At 68.1% G+C, this 18,397-nt stretch carries 15 protein-coding genes; 6 read left to right on the forward strand and 9 right to left on the reverse strand.

Going from position 1 to position 18,397, the window contains the following annotated elements:
* The first annotated feature begins 70 nt into the window (after positions 1 to 70).
* From AB0I69_RS22975 to AB0I69_RS22990, 4 genes are all read left to right on the forward strand, one after another.
* Positions 71 to 634, forward strand: a complete 564-nt coding sequence (locus AB0I69_RS22975; RefSeq protein ID WP_363097483.1) for an ATP-binding protein — start codon at positions 71 to 73, stop codon at positions 632 to 634.
* Positions 577 to 1,923 (forward strand): DUF3500 domain-containing protein, encoded by a 1,347-nt coding sequence (locus tag AB0I69_RS22980; RefSeq protein WP_363097484.1) that lies wholly within the window; start codon positions 577 to 579, stop codon positions 1,921 to 1,923. Before AB0I69_RS22975 ends, AB0I69_RS22980 begins: the two co-directional genes overlap by 58 nt.
* 131 nt (positions 1,924 to 2,054) lie before the next feature.
* The gene (locus tag AB0I69_RS22985) at positions 2,055 to 3,242 is read left to right on the forward strand and encodes a 4-hydroxybenzoate 3-monooxygenase (protein ID WP_363097485.1); all 1,188 of its coding nucleotides are present in this window, start codon (positions 2,055 to 2,057) and stop codon (positions 3,240 to 3,242) included.
* 67 nt (positions 3,243 to 3,309) lie between these two features.
* Positions 3,310 to 4,917, forward strand: a complete 1,608-nt coding sequence (locus tag AB0I69_RS22990) for a methyltransferase (RefSeq protein ID WP_363097486.1) — start codon at positions 3,310 to 3,312, stop codon at positions 4,915 to 4,917.
* A 55-nt stretch (positions 4,918 to 4,972) separates the two neighbouring features.
* Here AB0I69_RS22990 and AB0I69_RS22995 read toward each other — a convergent pair whose 3' ends face one another.
* The 8 genes from AB0I69_RS22995 to AB0I69_RS23030 form a co-directional block, all read right to left on the reverse strand.
* Complete coding sequence (locus AB0I69_RS22995) at positions 4,973 to 6,649, reverse strand: histidinol-phosphate transaminase (RefSeq protein WP_363097487.1); 1,677 nt, start codon at positions 6,647 to 6,649, stop codon at positions 4,973 to 4,975.
* A 180-nt stretch (positions 6,650 to 6,829) separates the two neighbouring features.
* Positions 6,830 to 7,984: an aldose epimerase family protein gene (locus tag AB0I69_RS23000; RefSeq protein ID WP_363097488.1), complete on the reverse strand. Its 1,155-nt coding sequence runs from the start codon at positions 7,982 to 7,984 to the stop codon at positions 6,830 to 6,832.
* Between the two features lie 122 nt (positions 7,985 to 8,106).
* Entirely contained in the window at positions 8,107 to 9,351 is a 1,245-nt protein-coding gene (mmsB, locus tag AB0I69_RS23005; protein WP_363097489.1) for a multiple monosaccharide ABC transporter permease, read from the reverse strand.
* Positions 9,348 to 10,898, reverse strand: coding sequence for a multiple monosaccharide ABC transporter ATP-binding protein (gene mmsA, locus AB0I69_RS23010; protein WP_363097490.1), 1,551 nt, complete (start codon positions 10,896 to 10,898; stop codon positions 9,348 to 9,350). The genes mmsB and mmsA overlap by 4 nt, the downstream gene beginning before the upstream one ends.
* A gap of 47 nt (positions 10,899 to 10,945) precedes the next feature.
* Positions 10,946 to 12,058, reverse strand: a complete 1,113-nt coding sequence (chvE, locus tag AB0I69_RS23015) for a multiple monosaccharide ABC transporter substrate-binding protein (RefSeq protein WP_363097491.1) — start codon at positions 12,056 to 12,058, stop codon at positions 10,946 to 10,948.
* 231 nt (positions 12,059 to 12,289) lie between these two features.
* Positions 12,290 to 13,264, reverse strand: coding sequence for a hypothetical protein (locus tag AB0I69_RS23020; RefSeq protein ID WP_363097492.1), 975 nt, complete (start codon positions 13,262 to 13,264; stop codon positions 12,290 to 12,292).
* Positions 13,265 to 13,386: 122 nt separating this feature from the next.
* The gene (locus tag AB0I69_RS23025) at positions 13,387 to 14,391 is read right to left on the reverse strand and encodes an alcohol dehydrogenase catalytic domain-containing protein (RefSeq protein ID WP_363097493.1); all 1,005 of its coding nucleotides are present in this window, start codon (positions 14,389 to 14,391) and stop codon (positions 13,387 to 13,389) included.
* A complete protein-coding gene (locus AB0I69_RS23030) occupies positions 14,388 to 15,545 on the reverse strand; it encodes a mandelate racemase/muconate lactonizing enzyme family protein (RefSeq protein ID WP_363097494.1) in 1,158 nt (385 codons plus the stop codon). Before AB0I69_RS23030 ends, AB0I69_RS23025 begins: the two co-directional genes overlap by 4 nt.
* A 245-nt stretch (positions 15,546 to 15,790) precedes the next feature.
* On the opposite strand from AB0I69_RS23030, the gene AB0I69_RS23035 reads away from it, so the two are divergent.
* Positions 15,791 to 16,627, forward strand: coding sequence for a hypothetical protein (locus AB0I69_RS23035; RefSeq protein ID WP_363097495.1), 837 nt, complete (start codon positions 15,791 to 15,793; stop codon positions 16,625 to 16,627).
* A gap of 34 nt (positions 16,628 to 16,661) precedes the next feature.
* Here the strand turns inward: AB0I69_RS23035 and AB0I69_RS23040 are convergent, their stop codons facing one another.
* The gene (locus AB0I69_RS23040) at positions 16,662 to 17,099 is read right to left on the reverse strand and encodes a MarR family transcriptional regulator (RefSeq protein ID WP_363097496.1); all 438 of its coding nucleotides are present in this window, start codon (positions 17,097 to 17,099) and stop codon (positions 16,662 to 16,664) included.
* Positions 17,100 to 17,220: 121 nt separating this feature from the next.
* Between AB0I69_RS23040 and AB0I69_RS23045 the strand changes: the two genes are divergently transcribed.
* On the forward strand, positions 17,221 to 18,219 hold the full coding sequence (locus AB0I69_RS23045; protein ID WP_363097497.1) for an NADP-dependent oxidoreductase: 999 nt from the start codon (positions 17,221 to 17,223) through the stop codon (positions 18,217 to 18,219).
* Positions 18,220 to 18,397: the final 178 nt, after the last annotated feature.

Genomic DNA, 18,397 nt, shown 5'->3' on the forward strand with positions numbered 1-18,397 from the left:
CACGTACGCTCCCGCAGCGTACGGGCCCAGAAGCTGGTGAAGTGTCCTCCCCGGGCGCCACATTGGGCCCATGACCACCCAACCCCCCGCCACCATCCACACATTCACCCAGCGCCTCAGCCCAACCCCGCGCGGCGCCCGCCTGGCCCGTCACCTCGCCCTGAACCAGCTGCACGCCTGGGGCATCCCGCACGGCAGTGACGCCTCCGACGCTGCCGCCGTGATCGTCGCCGAACTCGCCGCCAACGCCGTGACCCACGGCCGCGTACCGGGCCGTGACTTCGAACTGCGGCTCTCCCTCGTCACCGGGAGTGTCCGTATCGAGGTCACCGACACCCGTACCGGACCGCATCCGCCCGCACCCGGTGCCGTACGAAAGCCGGACGGGCTCGACGAATCCGGGCGTGGGCTCGTCCTCGTGGACGCGCTCGCGGACCGGTGGGAGGTGGTGGACCGGGAGCCGCCACCCGGCAAGACCGTAAGGGTGGAAATCGACGTGCCGAGGTGGTTGGCGCTGGTCAGGCGGCTGGACCGGGCTTCAGGTTCGGCTCAGGTTGGTGCGGGAGGTTGGCCCGTATGCACGGACACCGCCCCCGCACCCCCGAAGCCGACCGCAGCCGCCGCTGGTTCATGAACAAGGCGCTGCTCGCCGGCGGAGTCGCCGCTGTCGCGACCATGACCGGCTGCTCGTCGGACGCCTCCGACACGGCCACCGCATCCTCGACCTCCGGCGCCCCGAACGGCGCCCCCTCGGGCGGCCCCGGCGGTGGCATGCCCACCGGAGCGATGCCGTCCGGCGGGCCCGGGGGAGGGGGCAACGGGATGGGCCCCGGGCAGAGCGAGGTCAAGTACGCCGACTTCAAGGGTGTGACCACCGACGGCAAGATCGCCGACGGGCTCTACTCGATCCACGCCACCGACGTCTCGACCGACGGGATCGTCAAGGCCGCGCAGGCCTTCCTCGACGGGCTCACCGCCAAGGAGCGGAAGTCCTGCACGTTCGACGTGGACGACAACGAGTGGCTGGCCTGGAGCAACGTCGACGGGTACCAGCGCAAGGGCGTCCGGATGGGCGACATCACCGCGAAGAAGCGCGACCTCGGCTACGCGCTGCTCGGCGCCGCCCTGTCCGCCGACGGGCTCACCCAGACCCGCAACATCATGAAGCTGAACGCCTTCCTCGGCGACTACAGCGGCGGGAACAGGGACACCCTCACCGAGGGCGCGTACTTCTTCACCTTCATGGGCACGCCGTCCACCACCAAGCCGTGGGGCTTCCAGTACGAGGGCCACCACGTGGCCATCAACTTCTTCGTGCTCGGCGACCAGGTCGTGATGACCCCGACCTTCATGGGGTCCGAGCCGACCTCCGCCACCTACAAGGGCGAGAAGATCACCCTCTTCAAGACCGAGACCAAGGCCGGTCTCACCCTCCTGCGTTCGCTCACCGCCGCCCAGCGCGCCAAGGTGATCTCCAGCACCAAGAAGTCCGGCGACGACATGAAGGCCGGGGCCGGGCAGGACAACGCCAAGCTCGCCTACCAGGGCCTGGTCGCCAAGGACTTCACCAGCGCCCAGAAGCAGCACCTGCTCGACTTGGTGCGCGTCTACGTCGGCAACATGAACGACGGCCACGCCGAAGTGAGGATGACGGAGGTCGAGGACCACCTCGACGCGACCTACTTCTACTGGATGGGCGAGACCAAGGACTCCTCCGCCTTCTACTACCGCGTGCACAGCCCGGTCGTCCTCATCGAGTACGACGCCCAGTCGCCCCTGGCCTACGGCACGAAGAGCAGCGGGGGTATGGGGGGTCCCAATGGAACCCCGACCCAGCAGCACATCCACACCATCATCCGGACCCCCAACGGGGGCGATTACGGCGTCGATCTGCTCAAGCTGCATTTGGAAAACGACCACTGACGACCACGTCAACAGCCACTGACATATGCCCAGTTGGCTCTTATGGGCTAAGAAGTCGCTTTCGATTGCTCATCCCCCTGATCTGGCTGATATGAAACCCCTTGGCCGAAAAAGCAAGATCAGGGGTGGACGTGGGGAAACGATTCGACTCCGGGGCGCGGACCGGGGTGGTGATCGTCGGGGCAGGCCCGGCGGGGCTCGTCCTGGGGAACCTGCTGCTGGACCGTGGCATCGACTGCGCGATCCTGGAACGGCGCGGACGCGAAGCGGTGGAAGGGCGGGCCAGAGCAGGATTCCTGGCCGCCCACTCCGTACGCGTACTCACCCAACACGGGCTGGCGGACGGGATGTTGGCCTATGGCCACACCCACCAGACCTGCCTCTTCCGCAGCGAGCAGGGTGAATTCACCCTCGACTACGGCGAGTTGGGGCGCGGCGAGGTCCACACGGTCTACCCCCAGCAGGAGTTGGTAAAGGACCTGCTCGCCGAGTACCTCCGACGCGGCGGCGAGATCCGCTTCGACACGGAGGTCGAGGAGATCTCCGAGGGCGGCCGGGTCCGGATGTCCGACGGCACGGACATCGTCGGGCGGTACGTCGCCGGGTGTGACGGACACCGGGGCGTCGCCCGCGCGACCATGACCGCACACGGGACGCGTACCGCCCGCTGGGACCACGGGGTGAGCTGGCTGGCGGTCCTGGTCGAGGCCCCGCCGAGCATGGAAGCCGTCGGATACGCCCTGCACGAACGGGGATTCGCCGGTCACATGGCCCGCACGGCGACCGTCACCCGCTACTACCTCCAGTGCCCGCGCGGAACAGACCCCGCCGACTGGAACGAGGACCGCATCTGGACCGAGCTGGCGACTCGGCTCCGTACGGACGAGTTCGGCGTGCTCAAAGACGGCCCGGTCCTGGAGAAGACGGTCGTCGACCTGCGCTCCGACGTCCTCGACACCCCCGGCGAAGGCCACCTCTGGCTGGCAGGCGACGCGGCCGGCCTCATCAGCCCCTCCGCCGCGAAGGGCGCCAACCTCGCCGTACTCCAGGCCGAACGCCTCGCCCAGGCACTCACTTCGGCCCTGACCCACGGCGACGAGAACGACCTCGACCGCTACGCCGCCGACTGCCTGCCCCGCGTCTGGCGGGCCCACGAGTTCTCCCACTGGATGAGCGGCCTGCTCCACGGCCCGTCCCCCGAGGGCACCGTCGACGCCGAGGCCCGCTACGGCCGCGCGCTCCAGTACGCCCGCCTCGACAGCCTGCGCACCTCCCGCACGCACCAGGATCTCTTCGCCGAGAACTACACAGGCATCTGATCCCGTCTCCCGCTTCTTGTCTCCCGTCTCTCATCTCCCGTCCCCACGATTCACCGGGAACCCCTTCATGAACCTCCCCGTCGTACAGGCACGCCTTGCCGAGGCCGACGTAGCACGCATCCAGCGCGCGGCGGCCTACGTCGAGTCCCACGACACGGACCAGGTCCTGGCCGAACTGCTCCCGGACCTCACCCCGGCCGAACGGGCCGACGTCTCCCGCCACTTGGTCTTCGACCACACAGCCGTCCTGGTCTTCCCCGACTCCCTCGACGGCCTCCGCGAGGAACTCCGCCGCCTGGGCCTCGAACCCGGCACCGTCACCCCCAGCGTGGTGGTCCGCGACCGCCTGACCCGCCGCTACGGCCCTGCGGTCGCCGACATCCCGGTAGGCATCGTGCACGTGGCGGCCGGCACACGCAGCGTGGAGATCTTCGCGCTCCCGGTACCCCCGGACTCGGCCCTGGAGGCTGTGGCCGCCGACGAACGCGAGGCCGAACACGAGTCGCACCACGCCTTCGCGGTGACCGCCCCCGGCCCGGTGGTCCCCGCGGGCCTACGACTCCTCCTCCAGGAACGAGGCGGCGCGGTCCCCGACGGCGGCGGCTACAACGGCCACGAGAACGTCACCGTCCTCTACCACCGCACCACCACCCACCGCCGCTTCGAACTCCGCCTCCCCGGCCGCCACGAGCCGCTCCCCGACCCGACGACCACCCTGCTCACCGTCATGACCGGAGCCTGGGCCACCCAAGCGGTCGCCACGATGGCCGAGTTGAGGATCGCCGACCACTTGGCGGACCACCCGGGCATGTCGACCGCCGCCTTGGCCGACCTGACGTCGACACACCCGGACGCCCTACGACGCCTGCTCCGCTACCTGACCACGCTGGGCCTGCTGACCTCCGCGGACGACACCTACCACCTCACGGCAGCCGGCCAACCCCTGCGCACGGGCACGGAGTTCTCCCTCCACCCGCTGGCGCGCCTGTACGCCGGCCCGTTCTACGACTCCTTCGCCGGCCTGACCCACTCCGTACGCACCGGGAAGGAAGCCTTCGCCCACCGCTACGGTCGGCACCACTTCGCGTATTTCGCCCAACACCCCGAACTGGGCGCCCTGTTCCACCGAGCGATGGCGGCCAGCGCGGAGATGTTCGCACCGGTGCCGACACTGGTCGACTTCTCGGCCGTACGAAAGGTGGTGGACGTCGGCGGCGGAAACGGCGCGCTGCTCGGCCGCCTGCTGCGGGCCCACGCCCACCTGGAGGGCGTCCTGTTCGAACGCCCGGGAGCACTGGAGGCAGCCCGCGCCGAACTCACCGAGCGCTGCTCCTTCGTCGCCGGAGACTTCACCCAGTCCGTACCGGAGGGCGGCGACGTCTACCTCCTGTCCCGAGTCCTCCACGACTGGGACGACGAGCGTTGCCTGACAATCCTCCGCCGCTGCGCGGACGCAATGCGCCCAGGCACTCAACTCCTGGTGGTGGAACGCCTGTTGCCCACACCAACAGCGGTCGCCTGGGACGTCCACATGCTGTGCAACGTAGGCGGCCAGGAACGCGACGAGGACCATTACGGCCGCCTACTGGAGAAGGCAGGCTTCGAGGTACAGGGATGCCAGCCGTTGCCGCTGGGGGCCTCACTACTAAACGCCGTTAGGGCCGATGCCCTTTAGGGGCGCGGGGAACTGCGCGCTCAGCCACAACGCACCCGCACCCGGCAACGAACCCCTAACCCGCCTGCCCCATCCCCGCAGCATTGGGCCAACTCTGCGCATTGGGCCACCCAGTTGCCGGCGCCGGCGAAAGATTCTGCATCCCGTTAGGACTGGTAGCCCCCCGAACCTGCGCGGCCGTAAGCCCATTACGCGCAGGCACTCCGGTCGGGGTGGGCCCCTGCGGCATCGGTGCCGGAGCCGGTGCGGGCACGCCGTAGGGCTGCTGTTGGGGCATCTGCTGCGGCGCCTGTTGGGGCATCTGTTGTGGCATCTGCATCATCGGCATCCCCATCCCCATCCCGTTCGGCTGGTCGGCCATCGCGGTCATCGGCATCTGCTGAGCCTGCGCGGCGGCAACCATCGGCTGGTACTGCGGCTGGGGTTGCGGCTGGGGTTGTGGCTGAGCCGGCGCAGCCGCCGGTACCTGCATGGGTACAGGCTGCGGTTGCATCTGCGTGACCGCCGCAGGCATCTGCATCCCCGCCCCGTTCGTCGCGCCGACCAGACGGTCCACGGCCGCCGTACCCGAGCTGTAGTTGGTCCCTGTACCCAGCTCGGGCACGGCGGCTCCCCTCCTGGTCCCGTAGAGCACCTGTTCCATGCCGGACACCAGGCGACGCACGTCCGTCTGGGGGCGCACCACGAGGCGCAGGAAGCGGCTGGACGAACCGATCTTGTTGCCGCACTCGCGGACCAGGATGCGGTGCTCGGTGAGCATCCGGTCCCGGACCACGGTGCCTTCGGCGCCCACGGGGAGGCGTACGAAGAGGAAGTTGCCCTGCGACGGATAGACCGTCAGGCCGGGCAGCGCGGACAGATGGCTCGCCATGTCGAGTCGGTCGCGGCGCACCTGCTGGAGGCTCTGCGCGTACTCCGCGCCGTGCTCCTTGAGGATGAACACCACGTGTTCCGCGAAGGCGTTGAGGTTCCACTTGGGGAGCATGGAACGGATGCGGCCGGCCAGGGCGGGGTTGGCGACGAGGTAGCCGAACCGTATGCCGTGCAGGCCGAAGTTCTTGCCGAGGCTGCGCAGGACGACCACGTTGGGGCGCAGCATCGCCTCTTGTACGACGCTGGGTTCGACCTCGGCGTCCGCGAACTCAAGGAACGACTCGTCGATGATGATGAGGTCCAGGTCGGCCATCGCGTCCATGAACTGCACGAGGGCCTGCTTGTGGATGAAGCCGCCGTCGGGGTTGTTCGGGTTGCAGATGACCGCGACCTTGGTGTTGCGCTTGCGGATGAACTCGGCGTACTGCGTGAGGTCGAGGGCGAAGCCGCTGGACTCCTGGAGCGGGAACATGTCGACCCGCTTGCCGGTCTCCATGGGCTGGTCGGTCCAGCGGCCGAAGGTGGGGACGGGGATGGCGAGTGACTCGCGGACCATCAAGTGGTCGATCCAGGTGATCAGTTCGGTCGAACCGTTGCCCATCGCGACGCAGCTCGGCGGGAGTTGGAGCAGGTTGCAGAGCTCGGCCGTGATGGTGTCGGCGCTGCTCGGGTAGTACGTGATGATCTCGCGCAGCCGGGCCGCCATCTCGTCGAACATGGCGGGGGTGGGGAAGTACGGGTTGCACGGGATACAGAAGTCCACGGGGCCGGTGCCGTCGCTCTCACGCGCCAGCGCTGCCATCGACGGGCTGTGCGCCGCCGTACTGCGGAACAGCGAGGTGACGTTGGAGTCGGCCAATGGAACCTCCGTATGAAGGCGGGCCCGGCGGGGACGACCGGGCCCGTCGTCTTGGGTGGCCCGCGCGGGGGAGCACGGGCCGCCCTTGAATACGGAGACGGGTGTGGCGCTGTTCAACGGATGTGAAAATGGTGTGAGTTCGGGAACCCCGGGTCCGAACTACGCGTCAGCTGTGAGGCTTCAGGAGCTGAACGTGTGGATCGTCGACGTCCTGTACGTCTGACCGGGCCGCAGCACCGTCGACGGGAAGTTCGCGTGGTTCGGCGAGTCCGGGAAGTGCTGGGTCTCCAGGCACAGGGCGTCGCCCTGGCGGTAGGTGTGGCCGCCGGTGCCGGTCAGGGTGCCGTCGAGGAAGTTGCCGGTGTAGAACTGCAGCCCCGGCTGGTCGGTGGCGATCTTCAGGGTGCGGCCGGAGTGCGGGTCGTGCAGGGTCGCGACGTGCTCGGGCTTCGCGGTGATGCCCTTGTCGAGGGCCCAGTTGTGGTCGTAGCCCTTGGCCTGCACCTGCTGGACGTGGCCGGCCCGGATGTCGCGGCCGATCGGCTTGGCCTTGCGGAAGTCGAAGGGAGTGCCGGAGACCTTGGCCAGTTCGCCCGTGGGGATCAGCCCCGAGTCGGTGGGTGTGTAGCGGGCGGCGGGGATCGTGAGCTCGTGGTGCTCGATCGTGCCGCTGCCCTCGCCGGCGAGGTTCCAGTACGTGTGGTTCGTCAGGTTGACCACGGTCGGCTTGTCGGTGGTGGCCTCGTAGTCGATGCGCCAGTCGCCGTGCTTGTTGAGCGTGAACGTCACCTTCACCTTGAGGGTGCCGGGGTAGCCCATCTCGCCGTCGACGCTGGTGTAGTAGAGGTGCAGGCCGACGTCGGAGCCGGAGGTGAAGCCCTCGACGTCCCAGAGGTGCTTGTCGAAGCCCTGGGTGCCGCCGTGCAGGCTGTTGACCCCGTCGTTGACGGAGAGCTGGTAGCTCTTGCCGTCGAGGGTGAACTGGCCCTTGGCGATGCGGTTGCCGTAGCGGCCGATGAGTGCGCCGAAGTACGGGGTCTTCGCCACGTAGTCGGCGATGTTGTCGAAGCCGAGTGAGACGTTGGCGTACTTGCCGTGCCGGTCCGGGAGTTCCAGGGACTGGACGACTCCGCCCCACGACAGCACCTTGAGGCGGGTGCCGCCGTTCTCCAGCGACCAGCGGTAGACCTTGCTGCCGTCGGCGAGGGTACCGAAGAGTTCCTTCACGGGCTTCCTGCCTCCCGAGGCTGCCTGCGCCGTACCCGTACCGAGTGCGCTCGCGGCGATGCCTGCGGCTGCCGCACCTGCAATGACCGTGCGTCTGTTCAGTTCCATTGAGCGGCTCCCTTGTGCGTTGAAGGGGGCTCCACTGGTCCCCGCGCCCAAGGGGCGCGGGGAACTGCGCGACCAGCCACAACGGACCCGCAGCCAATCCCGATCGACCAGCGGAGCTTCCGTTACGAACCGGACTTGCGCTTGTTCCACACGTCGAAGCCGACCGCGGTCAGCAGGGCGAGGCCCTTGATGACCTGTTGCCAGTCGGTGCCGACGCTGAGGAGGTTCATGCCGTTGTTCAGCACGCCGAGGACCAGACCGCCGATGATGGCGCCGAGGACGGTGCCGACACCGCCGCTCATGGACGCGCCACCGATGAACGAGGAGGCGATGGCCTCCAGTTCGAAGCCGTCGCCGGCCTTCGGCGAGGCCGCGTTGAGGCGGGAGGTGACCACCAGACCCGCCAGGGCCGCGAGCACGCCCATGTTCAGGAACACCTGGAAGGTGACGCGCTTGTCCTTGACGCCGGACAGCTTCGCGGCCGGCAGATTGCCGCCGATCGCGTAGATGTGGCGGCCGAAGACGGTGTTGCGCATCACGTAGCCGTAACCGGCCACCAGGACACCGAGGATGATCAGCACGATCGGCGCACCGTCGTAGCTGGCGAGCAGCATGGTGAGCCAGGCGATCGCGGCGACGATCGCGACGAGCTTGAGCAGGAACAGCTTGGCGGGTGCCACCTCCAGCGAGAACTCCTGCTGGCGGCGCCGGTCGCGCACCTCCTGCCACACCACCGCGGCGATCATCACGAGGCCCAACAGCAGGGTGATGTTGTGGTAGTTGGTGCTCGGGCCGACCGCGGGCAGGAAGCCGTTGCCGATCTTCTGCAGGCCGTTGGGGAAGGGGCCCAGGGTCTGGCCCTGGAGGAGGATCTCCGTGAGGCCGCGGAAGAGCAGCATTCCGGCGAGGGTGACGATGAAGGACGGTATGCCCGCGTAGGCGATCAACAGCCCTTGTACGGAGCCCGCCACGGCGCCCATCAGCAGGCACAGCACCAACGCGACGGGCCACGCCACATGGTGATTGACCATCAGGACCGCCGCGAAGGCGCCCACGAACGCCGTCAGCGAACCGACCGACAGGTCGATGTGCCCGGCGATGATGACCAGCATCATGCCGATCGCGAGGATCAGGATGTAGCTGTTCTGCAGCACCAGGTTGGAGACGTTGCGCGGCAGCAGCAGGTCCCCGCCGGTCCAGACCTCGAAGAGGATCACGATCAGACCGAGGGCGATCAGCATGCCGTACTGGCGCATGTTGCGCCGCAGACCGTCCAGCACCAGCCACAACAGGCCGCCGCCCGCGCCCGATCCGTCCTTGCCCGGCGGTGCCGCGGCCGGGATCTTGTCGGTGACGTCCGTGCTCATCGCGTTACCTCTTTGTCCTTCGTCATCTGGCGCATCAGCACTTCCTGCGTGGCCTCGGCCCGGGGTACCTCACCGGTCAGCCGGCCCGCCGCCATCGTGTAGATGCGGTCGCACATGCCGAGCAGCTCCGGCAGTTCGGAGGAGATGAAGACCACCGCCTTGCCCTCGGCGGCGAGTTGGTCGATGACCGTGTAGATCTCGTACTTGGCGCCCACGTCGATGCCGCGGGTGGGCTCGTCCAGGATCAGCACCTCGGGACCCGCGAAGATCCACTTGCTGAGGACGACCTTCTGCTGGTTGCCGCCGGACAGCTTGCCCACTCGCTCGAAGACGGTCGGCGCCTTGATGTTCATGGACTTGCGGAACCGCTCGGCGACCTGCCGCTCCTCCTGCTCGTCGACCACACCGCGCTTGGCGACCTTGTTCAGGGCGGCCAGCGAGATGTTCCGGTTGATCGTGTCGATGAGGTTGAGGCCGTAGTGCTTGCGGTCCTCGGTGACATAGGCGATGCCGTGTGCGACCGCCTCCGCGACGGACTTCGTACGGATCTCCTGGCCGTCCTTGAGGACCGTGCCGCCGGCGTAGCGGCCGTAGGAGCGCCCGAAGACGCTCATGGCGAGTTCGGTGCGGCCGGCGCCCATGAGTCCGGCGATGCCGACGATCTCGCCCCTGCGCACATTTATTGACACATCGTCAACTACCTTGCGCTGCTGGTCGATCGGGTGGAACACGGTCCAGCCGCGGATCTCCATGGCGGGCGCCGCCTCGGGCTTCCCCTCGTACGTGGTGCGTTCGGGGAAGCGGTGGTCGAGGTCGCGGCCGACCATGCCGGAGATGATCCGCTCCTCGGTCGTCTCCGGCGCCTTCACGTCGAGGGTCTCGATGGAGCGGCCGTCGCGCAGGATCGTCACCGAGTCGGCGACCCTGCGGATCTCGTTCAGCTTGTGCGAAATGATGATGCAGGTGATGCCCTGCTTCTTCAACTCCAGGATGAGATCGAGGAGTTTGCCGCTGTCCTCGTCGTTCAGGGCCGCCGTCGGCTCATCCAGGATGAGCAGCTTCACCTTCTTCGACAGCGCCTTCGCGATCTCCACGAGCTGCTGCTTGCCCACGCCGATGTCGGCGACACGGGTCTCCGGGTGGTCGCTCAGGCCCACCCGGCGCAGCAGTTCGGTGCCGTGCCGCAGCGTCTCGTTCCAGTTGATGAGCCCGCGCGAGGCGTGCTCGTTGCCGAGGAAGATGTTCTCCGCGATGGACAGGAACGGCACCAGTGCCAGCTCCTGGTGGATGATCACGATGCCGCGCTGCTCGCTCGCCCGGATGTCGCGGAAGCGGCACTCCTCCCCTTCGAAGAGGATGTCGCCCTCGTAACTGCCGTGCGGATGGACGCCGGAGAGCACCTTCATCAAGGTGGACTTCCCGGCGCCGTTCTCACCGCAGATGGCGTGGACCTCGCCCTGACGGACCGTCAACGTGACGTCCGACAGCGCTTTTACACCGGGAAAGGTCTTGACGATCGAGCGCATTTCCAGGACGGGTCCCGCCATGGTCGTGCCTACCAATCAAGTGTGGGGTCGGGTAACTGGCCGCGGACTTACTTGAGTTGAGCGTCCGTGTAGTACCCGCCCTTGACCAGCACGTCCTCGTAGTTCGTCTTGTCGACGCTCACCGGCTGAAGCAGGTAGGCGGGGACGACCTTGGTGCCGTTGTCGTAGGTCTTGGTGTCGTTGGTCTGCGGCGTCTTCTTGTTGAGGACGTCGTCGATCATGGTGTCCGCGACCTTGGCGAGCTGGCGGGTGTCCTTGTAGACGGTCTGCGTCTGCTCACCGGCGATGATCGACTTCACCGAGGCCAGCTCGGCGTCCTGGCCGGTGATGACCGGCAGCGGCTTGCTGGACGAGCCGTAGCCGTCCGACTTCAGCGCGGACAGGATGCCGATGGAGATGCCGTCGTAGGGCGACAGCACCGCGTCGACCCGGCCGCTCTTGTAGGAGCCGGTGAGGATGTCCTCCATGCGGTTCTGCGCCTTGGTGCCGTCCCAGCGCAGGGTGGTGACCTTGTTGAGCGCGGTCTGCCCGGACTTGACGACCAGTTCCTTCTTGTCGATGTACGGCTGGAGCACGCTCATCGCGCCGTTGAAGAAGTACTTGGTGTTGTTGTCGTCGTTCGAGCCGGCGAACAGCTCGATGTTGAACGGGCCCTTCTTGCCGCTGGTGAGACCGAGCTTCTCCGCGATGTACGTGCCCTGGAGCACGCCGACCTTCGTGTTGTCGAAGGACGCGTAGTAGTCGACGTTCTTGGTGCCGAGGATCAGGCGGTCGTAGGCGATGACCGGGATCTTCGCGGCCGCGGCCTCCTGGAGCACGTTGTTCAGGGACTTGTTGTCGATGGCCGCGATGATCAGGCCCTTGACGCCCTGCGTGATCATGTTCTCGATCTGCGAGACCTGGGTGTCCGGGTCGTCCTCGCCGTAGACCAGCTTGGTCTTGTAACCCTTGGTCTTGAGGTCGCTGACCATGTTGTTGCCGTCGGAGATCCAGCGCGCGGAGGACTTCGTCGGCATCGCGATGCCGATCGTGCCGCCCTTGGCGCTGCTCTCCTTCTCCTTGCTGCCTCCCGAACCGCTCTGCCCGCACGCGGACAGGGTCAGCGCGAGGGTGGCGGCGCCGGCTATGAGGGGGAGGGCGCGGCTTCTGCGGATGCGCATGTGAACTGGCCTCATTCTTCTCGTCGTTGAGAGGTGCAGCGAGCTTGGGGGGTGGTTCGAGGTGCGGTTGTGCGGGGTGGTGCCGGTTGTGTTGTGCGGTGCGGGCCCGGTGGGGGCTGGTCGCGCAGTTCCCCGCGCCCCTGGAAACTGGGGCTGCGTTTATGGGGTGCGCCCCGTAGGGGCGCGGGGAACTGCGCGCTCAGCCCCCACCGAACCCGCAGCCCCCATCGCTCATGCCGTGGCAGTCTCGGTGGGGAAGCGGTTGAGGGATCCCGGCAACCTGGTACCGAGGGCTGCCATGTCCCCGTCCGCGCCGTGCCGAGCCAGCAGGTCGAGGGCCAGCCGGCCCCGACGGACCCGCTCCCTCGCCGTGTCCAGGGTGACGTCCCGCAGGTGGGTGCCCCACGGGTAGATGCCGGGTGCCTTGGAGAGGCCGAACTTCAGGTACAGCGGAGCGCCCCGGCGGATCAGTTCCGCGACCTCGTACATCCGGATGTAGCCACCGAGGTCGTCCGGCGCCTCGATGTACATGTCCATCGGCGCCGCCGACACCCGGCGGATCTCGGTGAGGTGATCCAGCGTCAGATCGCTCGGCACGTTCAGCGAGTCCGCGCCCAGCTTCTCGTACACCGCGTACGCCGCCGGGTTGACGGGACCGATCAGCGCCGACACCTTCAGCGTCGTGTCGGCCGGGATGATCCCGGACGTCCGCGCCCGGTGCAGCGTCCACAGCACGCCCTCGTCGGCGACGAGCAGGCACTTGACGCCCAACTCCGTTGCGCGAACGGCGTCTTCCATGCACCCGGCGACCGCGTCATGGCCCCGGGCACGCAAACCCCCGCCGCGCGAGTCGGAGCGGACCGAGCCACCGATGTCCCAGGTCCCGCGCGGACCGGTGAACAGACACAGCTCGATGTCGCGTTCGGCGGTCGCCTCGACCATCTCGGTGATCTCGGCGTCGGTCAGCATCCACACACCGCTGCCCTGACTGATCCGGTGGATCGGCACGTCCAGGCGCGAGGACTCCTTGAGGATGACCGCCAGCGCCTCGGGCCCCTCGCACGAGGGGATCTCGGTGCGCCAGCGACCGCCGTCCGGGAAGGTGTGGGTCGAGGCGTCGGCGGGGTCGAGGGCGGGCGCACCCAGGCCGAGCGCGGAGAGCGCCTGCTCCCCGGGCCGGCGGGCTGCCGTGGCGGTGTCGGTCACTTGCTGTCCTTCGCGTTCGGTATTTCGGACGAGGTTCGCGGCTCGGGGTACGGAAAGGCTCTGGTGGTACGCCGGCACGGGATGGTCAGGTCATCCCGTGCCGGCGTACGACTGGGGGTGTCCTACGGCCGCAGCAGCACCTTGCCGACCTTGGGATCACCGGACCCCACCAACTCGATGGCCTGCGGGAACTCGGCGAGCGGCAGCTCATGGGTGACCAGGGGAAGCGGATCGAGCAACCCGGCCCCGAACACCCGCACCGTGTGCGCCCAGGCGTCCGGCGGTGCCCCGAAGACGGTGTGCACCTCCAGCTGCCGTACGACGAGATCGGTGGGGTCGAGACCCTCGGCGCCCGGCGCGGGGATACCGGTGAGGACCAGGCGTCCGCCGCGCCGGAGCAGGGAGGCGGCCGTACGCGCGGCGGACGCGGACCCCGCGGTCTCGATCACGACGTCGAAGTCGTCGGGCAACTCCTGGTCCCTGGTGAGGAATCGGCTCGCACCGAACTCCTTCGACAGCTTCGCGCGGTCGGGCCGGGTACCCACCACAAGCAACTCGGCGGGGGAGCCCGCCTTCAGGAACTGCACCGCGAACATGCCGAGCGTGCCGGTACCGACCACCGCGACCCGCTCACCGGGGAGGGCATTCGCCTTCAGAGCCGCCGCCGCGATACAGGCCGCCGGCTCCAGCAGTGCCGCCGCCGTCAAGTCGGCCTCGTCCGGGAGGACATGGAGCAGCCGGGCGGGGAGGGTGAGCGTGGTGGCCATCGCCCCGGGCTGGGTGAAGCCGGTCTCCTCGTAGCCCGCCGTGCACAACGTTGTCTCGCCCGCATGGCAGCGGTCGCAGACCTGGCAGTTGCGGAAACCCTCGCCCACGACCTTCCGGCCGACGAGGGCCGACGGCACTCCGGTGCCGACCGCCTCCACGGTGCCGGACCACTCGTGGCCCGGCGTGAGGGGGTAACGGACGTATCCCTCGGGCCTGTTGCCCTGGTACACCTCGCGGTCGCTGCCGCAGATGCCGACCGCGTGGACGCGCACCAGCGCCTCGCCCGCGTCCGGCTGCCGGGGCTCGTGCGAGGCGATCCGGTGCTCGCCCGGTGCCGCGATGACGACCGCGGCGCTCACTTCGAACCCTTCGGCTTGCGCTGCTCCCAGCCGTCCGCCCACAGGTCGAACCGCGCCTGCTGCTGCGGGAATTCGGCCGCCGCGTCGGTGTCCAGCTCGACGCCGAGACCGGGCGCGTCGGAGAGGTGGAAGTAACCGTCGATCACCTCGGGCGCACCCTTGACGACCTTCTTGATCTCCGCGTCCGCGAAGTCGTTGAAGTGCTCCAGGATCTTGAAGTTCGGCGAGGAGAAGCCGACTTGGAGCGAGGCGGCGGTCAGAACCGGCCCGCCGACGTTGTGCGGGGCGACGAGGACGTAGTGCGCCTCGGCGGTCGCGGCGAGCTTGCGCGTCTCCCAAATACCGCCGATGTGACCGACGTCGGGCTGGATGATGTCGACGGCCTGGCTCTCGAACAGCTCGCGGAACTCGATCCGGTCGTGGATGCGCTCACCCGTGGCGATGGGGATGTCCACCTTCGCCGCGACCTTCTCCAGCGCCTTCAGGTTCTCCGGCGGAACCGGCTCTTCCAACCACGCAGGCTTGAACGGCGCGAGTTCGCGCGCGAGCCGTACGGCGGTCGAGGGCGAGAACCGGCCGTGCATCTCCAGCATCAGCTCGGCGTCCGGACCGATCGCGTCCCGCACGGCCTCGATGAGGGAGACCGCGTACAGGGTCTGCTCGTGGTCGAGTTCGAAGTGCCCGGTGCCGAACGGGTCGATCTTCAGGGCCTTGTAGCCGCGCTCGACGACCCCCTGGGCGGCTTTGTGATAGGCCTCCGGGGTCCGCTCGGTGGTGTACCAGCCGTTGGCGTACGCCTTCACCTTGTCGGTGACCTTGCCGCCGAGCAGCTGCCACACGGGCACGCCGAGGGCCTTGCCCTTGATGTCCCAGCACGCCATCTCGATCACGGCGATGCCGGACATCACGATTTCACCCGCGCGCCCGTAGTCGCCGTACTTCATCCGGCGTACGAGGTCTTCCACCGCGAACGGATCGGAACCGAGAATGTGGTTTGCCTCGGCCTCGCGCAGGTAACCGATCAGCGCGTCGGTGTGGCCCAGCATCCGGGTCTCGCCCACGCCGGTGACGCCCTCGTCGGTGTGCACTTGGACGTACGTCAGATTGCGCCATGGCGTCCCGACCACGTGCGTACTGATTCCCGTGATGCGCACGGCAGCTGCCCCCTGTGCTCTTCGGTGCTGTTCGAAATTTCGGCTCACGTTCGAAATGCTGGGCAGACAGTAAGGACGGCGGGGCGGGGGTGTCAATGGGTCGAACGCGTAACGGTTTCGGCAAGGGTTTCGATCGTGGTCCCGGCCAGTCGTGGTGGTTCGTGTCGATTGTCGTCCGTTCCCTACACAACTTTCACAGGCGCGCCTATGAACGTTACCTGTGAGGAACTTAGTCTTCCGGCGTCATGGACTACTGCCACCCCTGCGGACGGCACCTGAACGGCGCCCTCGCGTGCCCGGGGTGCGGCGCATCAGCCGAAGCATCAGCCGACTCGACTCAGGCCCACGCGCGCGCAGTTGACGCGCGCCCGCACACGGGCGGCGCCGCGCACGAAGGCACGGACGCGGGCACGGACGCGGATGCGTCCGACGCCGCACACGAGGAAGGCGACGCGGACGGCGAGCCCCAGGGGCGCGCCGCACGCCGGAAGAGCCGCGGGCGCGGACGGGTCGTCAGCGGCAGTGGCGGAGGCGGAGGCGGTGGCAGCGGTGACTTCGACGGTGACGGCGACACCGAAGGTCCCGGCAGGGCGAGCGGAAGCCGTCGCGATCGCAAGGCCGCGGCACATCGCCGGCGTCGGCGCCGGGTGCTTCTCATAACGGCCGGTTTCATACTGGCGGCGGGCGGCCTGAGCCTGGCAGAGCTCGGCACGGACGCGCCGTTCACCACCTCGAAGCCCGCGGCGCCCGGCGACGCGTCGGCAGAAGGCGGGGCATCCTCGGAGGCGGGGCAGACGGCCGAGCCCCTGGACGCCACGAAGACCGTAGGAACCAGCGCGGGTACGGCGTCCCCGGACGCCTCGGCATCCTCGTCCGCGTCGCCGTCGAAGTCCGCGAAGGAGACGAAGGACCCCGAGAAGTCGGGGACCCCGACGACCGGCACAGGCGGCACCACGTCCCCCGCGTCGACGTCCACGACGAACCCGACGACCACCCCGTCCTCGGAACCGTCGTCCTCGGACCCGAGCCCGACACCGTCACCCTCCGAGACGTGCAAGCAGATCCTGTGGTGGTGTTCCTGAGCCGTTCGGTTCAGGTCAACAGCATCCGCCCGGCTCAGACCTCCAGCATCCGCCGCAGCAACCCCCGCAACGCCAGCCGCTCCTCGTCCGACAGCCCGGCAAGCGGCTCGCGGGCGAACCGCAGCGACTCACGCAGGCTGCGCGCCACCCGGCGCCCCTCCTCCGTGGCCGCCGCCAGCTTCACGCGCCGGTCGGCGGGATCGGGGCGGCGCTCCACCAGGCCACGCGTCTCCAGCCGGTCCACGATCCCCGTGACGTTCGACGGCTCGCACTTCAGCTTCTGCGCCAGCTTGCGCATCGGCAGCGGCTCCAGGGACAGCAGGCTGAGCAGCCTGGCCTGCGCCCCGGTCAGCTTGTGGTCGCCCGCCGCTTCCTCGTAATCCTCGTAGAACCGCGCCACGACATCGCCGATCAGCTCGACGACCTCCATGGTCACGGGGTCGGAGCGATGCGTCTTTTCGGGTGTCGCCATGCACTCAAGCGTACCCCGTTACTTGACATCATGAAATATTCAGGCGCATGGTTGTTTCAGGTACTGAAGTATTTGGCAGTAGCAGTATGCGAGTCACCCTGCACTACGAAAGGCGCTTGTGATGATCAACCGTGAATGGCACCTGCTCAGCCGCCCGGTCGGCTGGCCGAAGCCCGAGGACTTCGCCCTGGTGGAGACCGAGACCCGGACCCCGGGCGAGGGCCAGGTGCTGGTGCGGAACAAGTACCTGTCCGTCGACCCGTACATGCGTGGCCGCATGAGCGCCGCCAAGTCGTACACCGCCCCCTTCGAGCTGGGCAAGGTCATGCAGGGCGGCGCGATCGGCGAGATCATCGAGTCGAACGCCGAGGGCTTCGCGGTCGGCGACCACGTCCTGCACTTCGGCGGCTGGCGCGAGTACGCGACCATCGACGCCAAGGGCACCGTCAAGGTCGACCCCGACCTCGCCCCGCTCTCCACCTACCTCGGCGTCCTCGGCATGACCGGCCTCACCGCCTACGCCGGCCTGCTGCGCACCGCCTCCTTCAAGGAGGGCGACTCGGTCTTCGTCTCCGGCGCCGCGGGTGCCGTCGGCAGCCAGGTCGGGCAGATCGCCAAGCTCAAGGGTGCCTCCCGGGTCATCGGCTCTGCCGGGTCCGACGAGAAGGTCAAGCTTCTTGTGGAGGAGTACGGGTTTGACGCTGCCTTCAACTACAAGAACGGGCCGGTGAGTCAGCAACTGCGCGAGGCTGCTCCGGACGGTGTCGATGTGTACTTCGACAACGTCGGCGGCGACCACCTGGAGGCCGCGATCGGCTCCCTGAACGAGCGTGGGCGCATCGCCATCTGCGGCATGATCTCCGTCTACAACAGCACCGAGCCGGTTCCCGGACCGAAGAACCTGGGGCGTCTCATTCAGACTCGCGGCCGTATCGAGGGCTTCCTCGTCGGCGACCACTACGACCTGCAGCCGCAGTTCGTCCAGGAGGTCGGGGCGTGGGTGGCTTCCGGGGAGCTGAAGTACCGGGAGACCGTCGTCGAGGGCATCGAGAACAACCTTGAGGCGTTCCTGGGGCAGCTGCGGGGGGACAACACGGGGAAGATGATCGTCAAGCTCTGATTGGGCTGGCGGTTCTAACCTGGCCGGTGTTGGGGCGGCAGGCTCTGACCTGGCCGGAGTTGAGTAGGCACCCACGCGGGCACCTCTTTTGGTTCGGTCGCCTTCGGGGCGCCTTAAGCCGGTGTCGAGAGCCCCACCGTGCGGTCAGCTCGACGCCGACACCGGTCTCACCGTGATG

The organism is Streptomyces sp. NPDC050508, from assembly GCF_040655155.1.
Classification (GTDB): domain Bacteria; phylum Actinomycetota; class Actinomycetes; order Streptomycetales; family Streptomycetaceae; genus Streptomyces.

What these genes read in the sequence shown, in the direction of transcription:
- mmsA (WP_363097490.1), bottom strand. Translation starts at nt 10,898, where the DNA reads ATGGCGGGACCCGTCCTGGAAATGCGCTCGATCGTCAAGACCTTTCCC.
- AB0I69_RS22990 (WP_363097486.1), top strand. Translation starts at nt 3,310, where the DNA reads ATGAACCTCCCCGTCGTACAGGCACGCCTTGCCGAGGCCGACGTAGCA.
- chvE (WP_363097491.1), bottom strand. Translation starts at nt 12,058, where the DNA reads ATGCGCATCCGCAGAAGCCGCGCCCTCCCCCTCATAGCCGGCGCCGCC.
- mmsB (WP_363097489.1), bottom strand. Translation starts at nt 9,351, where the DNA reads ATGAGCACGGACGTCACCGACAAGATCCCGGCCGCGGCACCGCCGGGC.
- AB0I69_RS23035 (WP_363097495.1), top strand. Translation starts at nt 15,791, where the DNA reads ATGGACTACTGCCACCCCTGCGGACGGCACCTGAACGGCGCCCTCGCG.
- AB0I69_RS23000 (WP_363097488.1), bottom strand. Translation starts at nt 7,984, where the DNA reads ATGGAACTGAACAGACGCACGGTCATTGCAGGTGCGGCAGCCGCAGGC.
- AB0I69_RS22980 (WP_363097484.1), top strand. Translation starts at nt 577, where the DNA reads ATGCACGGACACCGCCCCCGCACCCCCGAAGCCGACCGCAGCCGCCGC.
- AB0I69_RS23045 (WP_363097497.1), top strand. Translation starts at nt 17,221, where the DNA reads ATGATCAACCGTGAATGGCACCTGCTCAGCCGCCCGGTCGGCTGGCCG.
- AB0I69_RS22975 (WP_363097483.1), top strand. Translation starts at nt 71, where the DNA reads ATGACCACCCAACCCCCCGCCACCATCCACACATTCACCCAGCGCCTC.
- AB0I69_RS23040 (WP_363097496.1), bottom strand. Translation starts at nt 17,099, where the DNA reads ATGGCGACACCCGAAAAGACGCATCGCTCCGACCCCGTGACCATGGAG.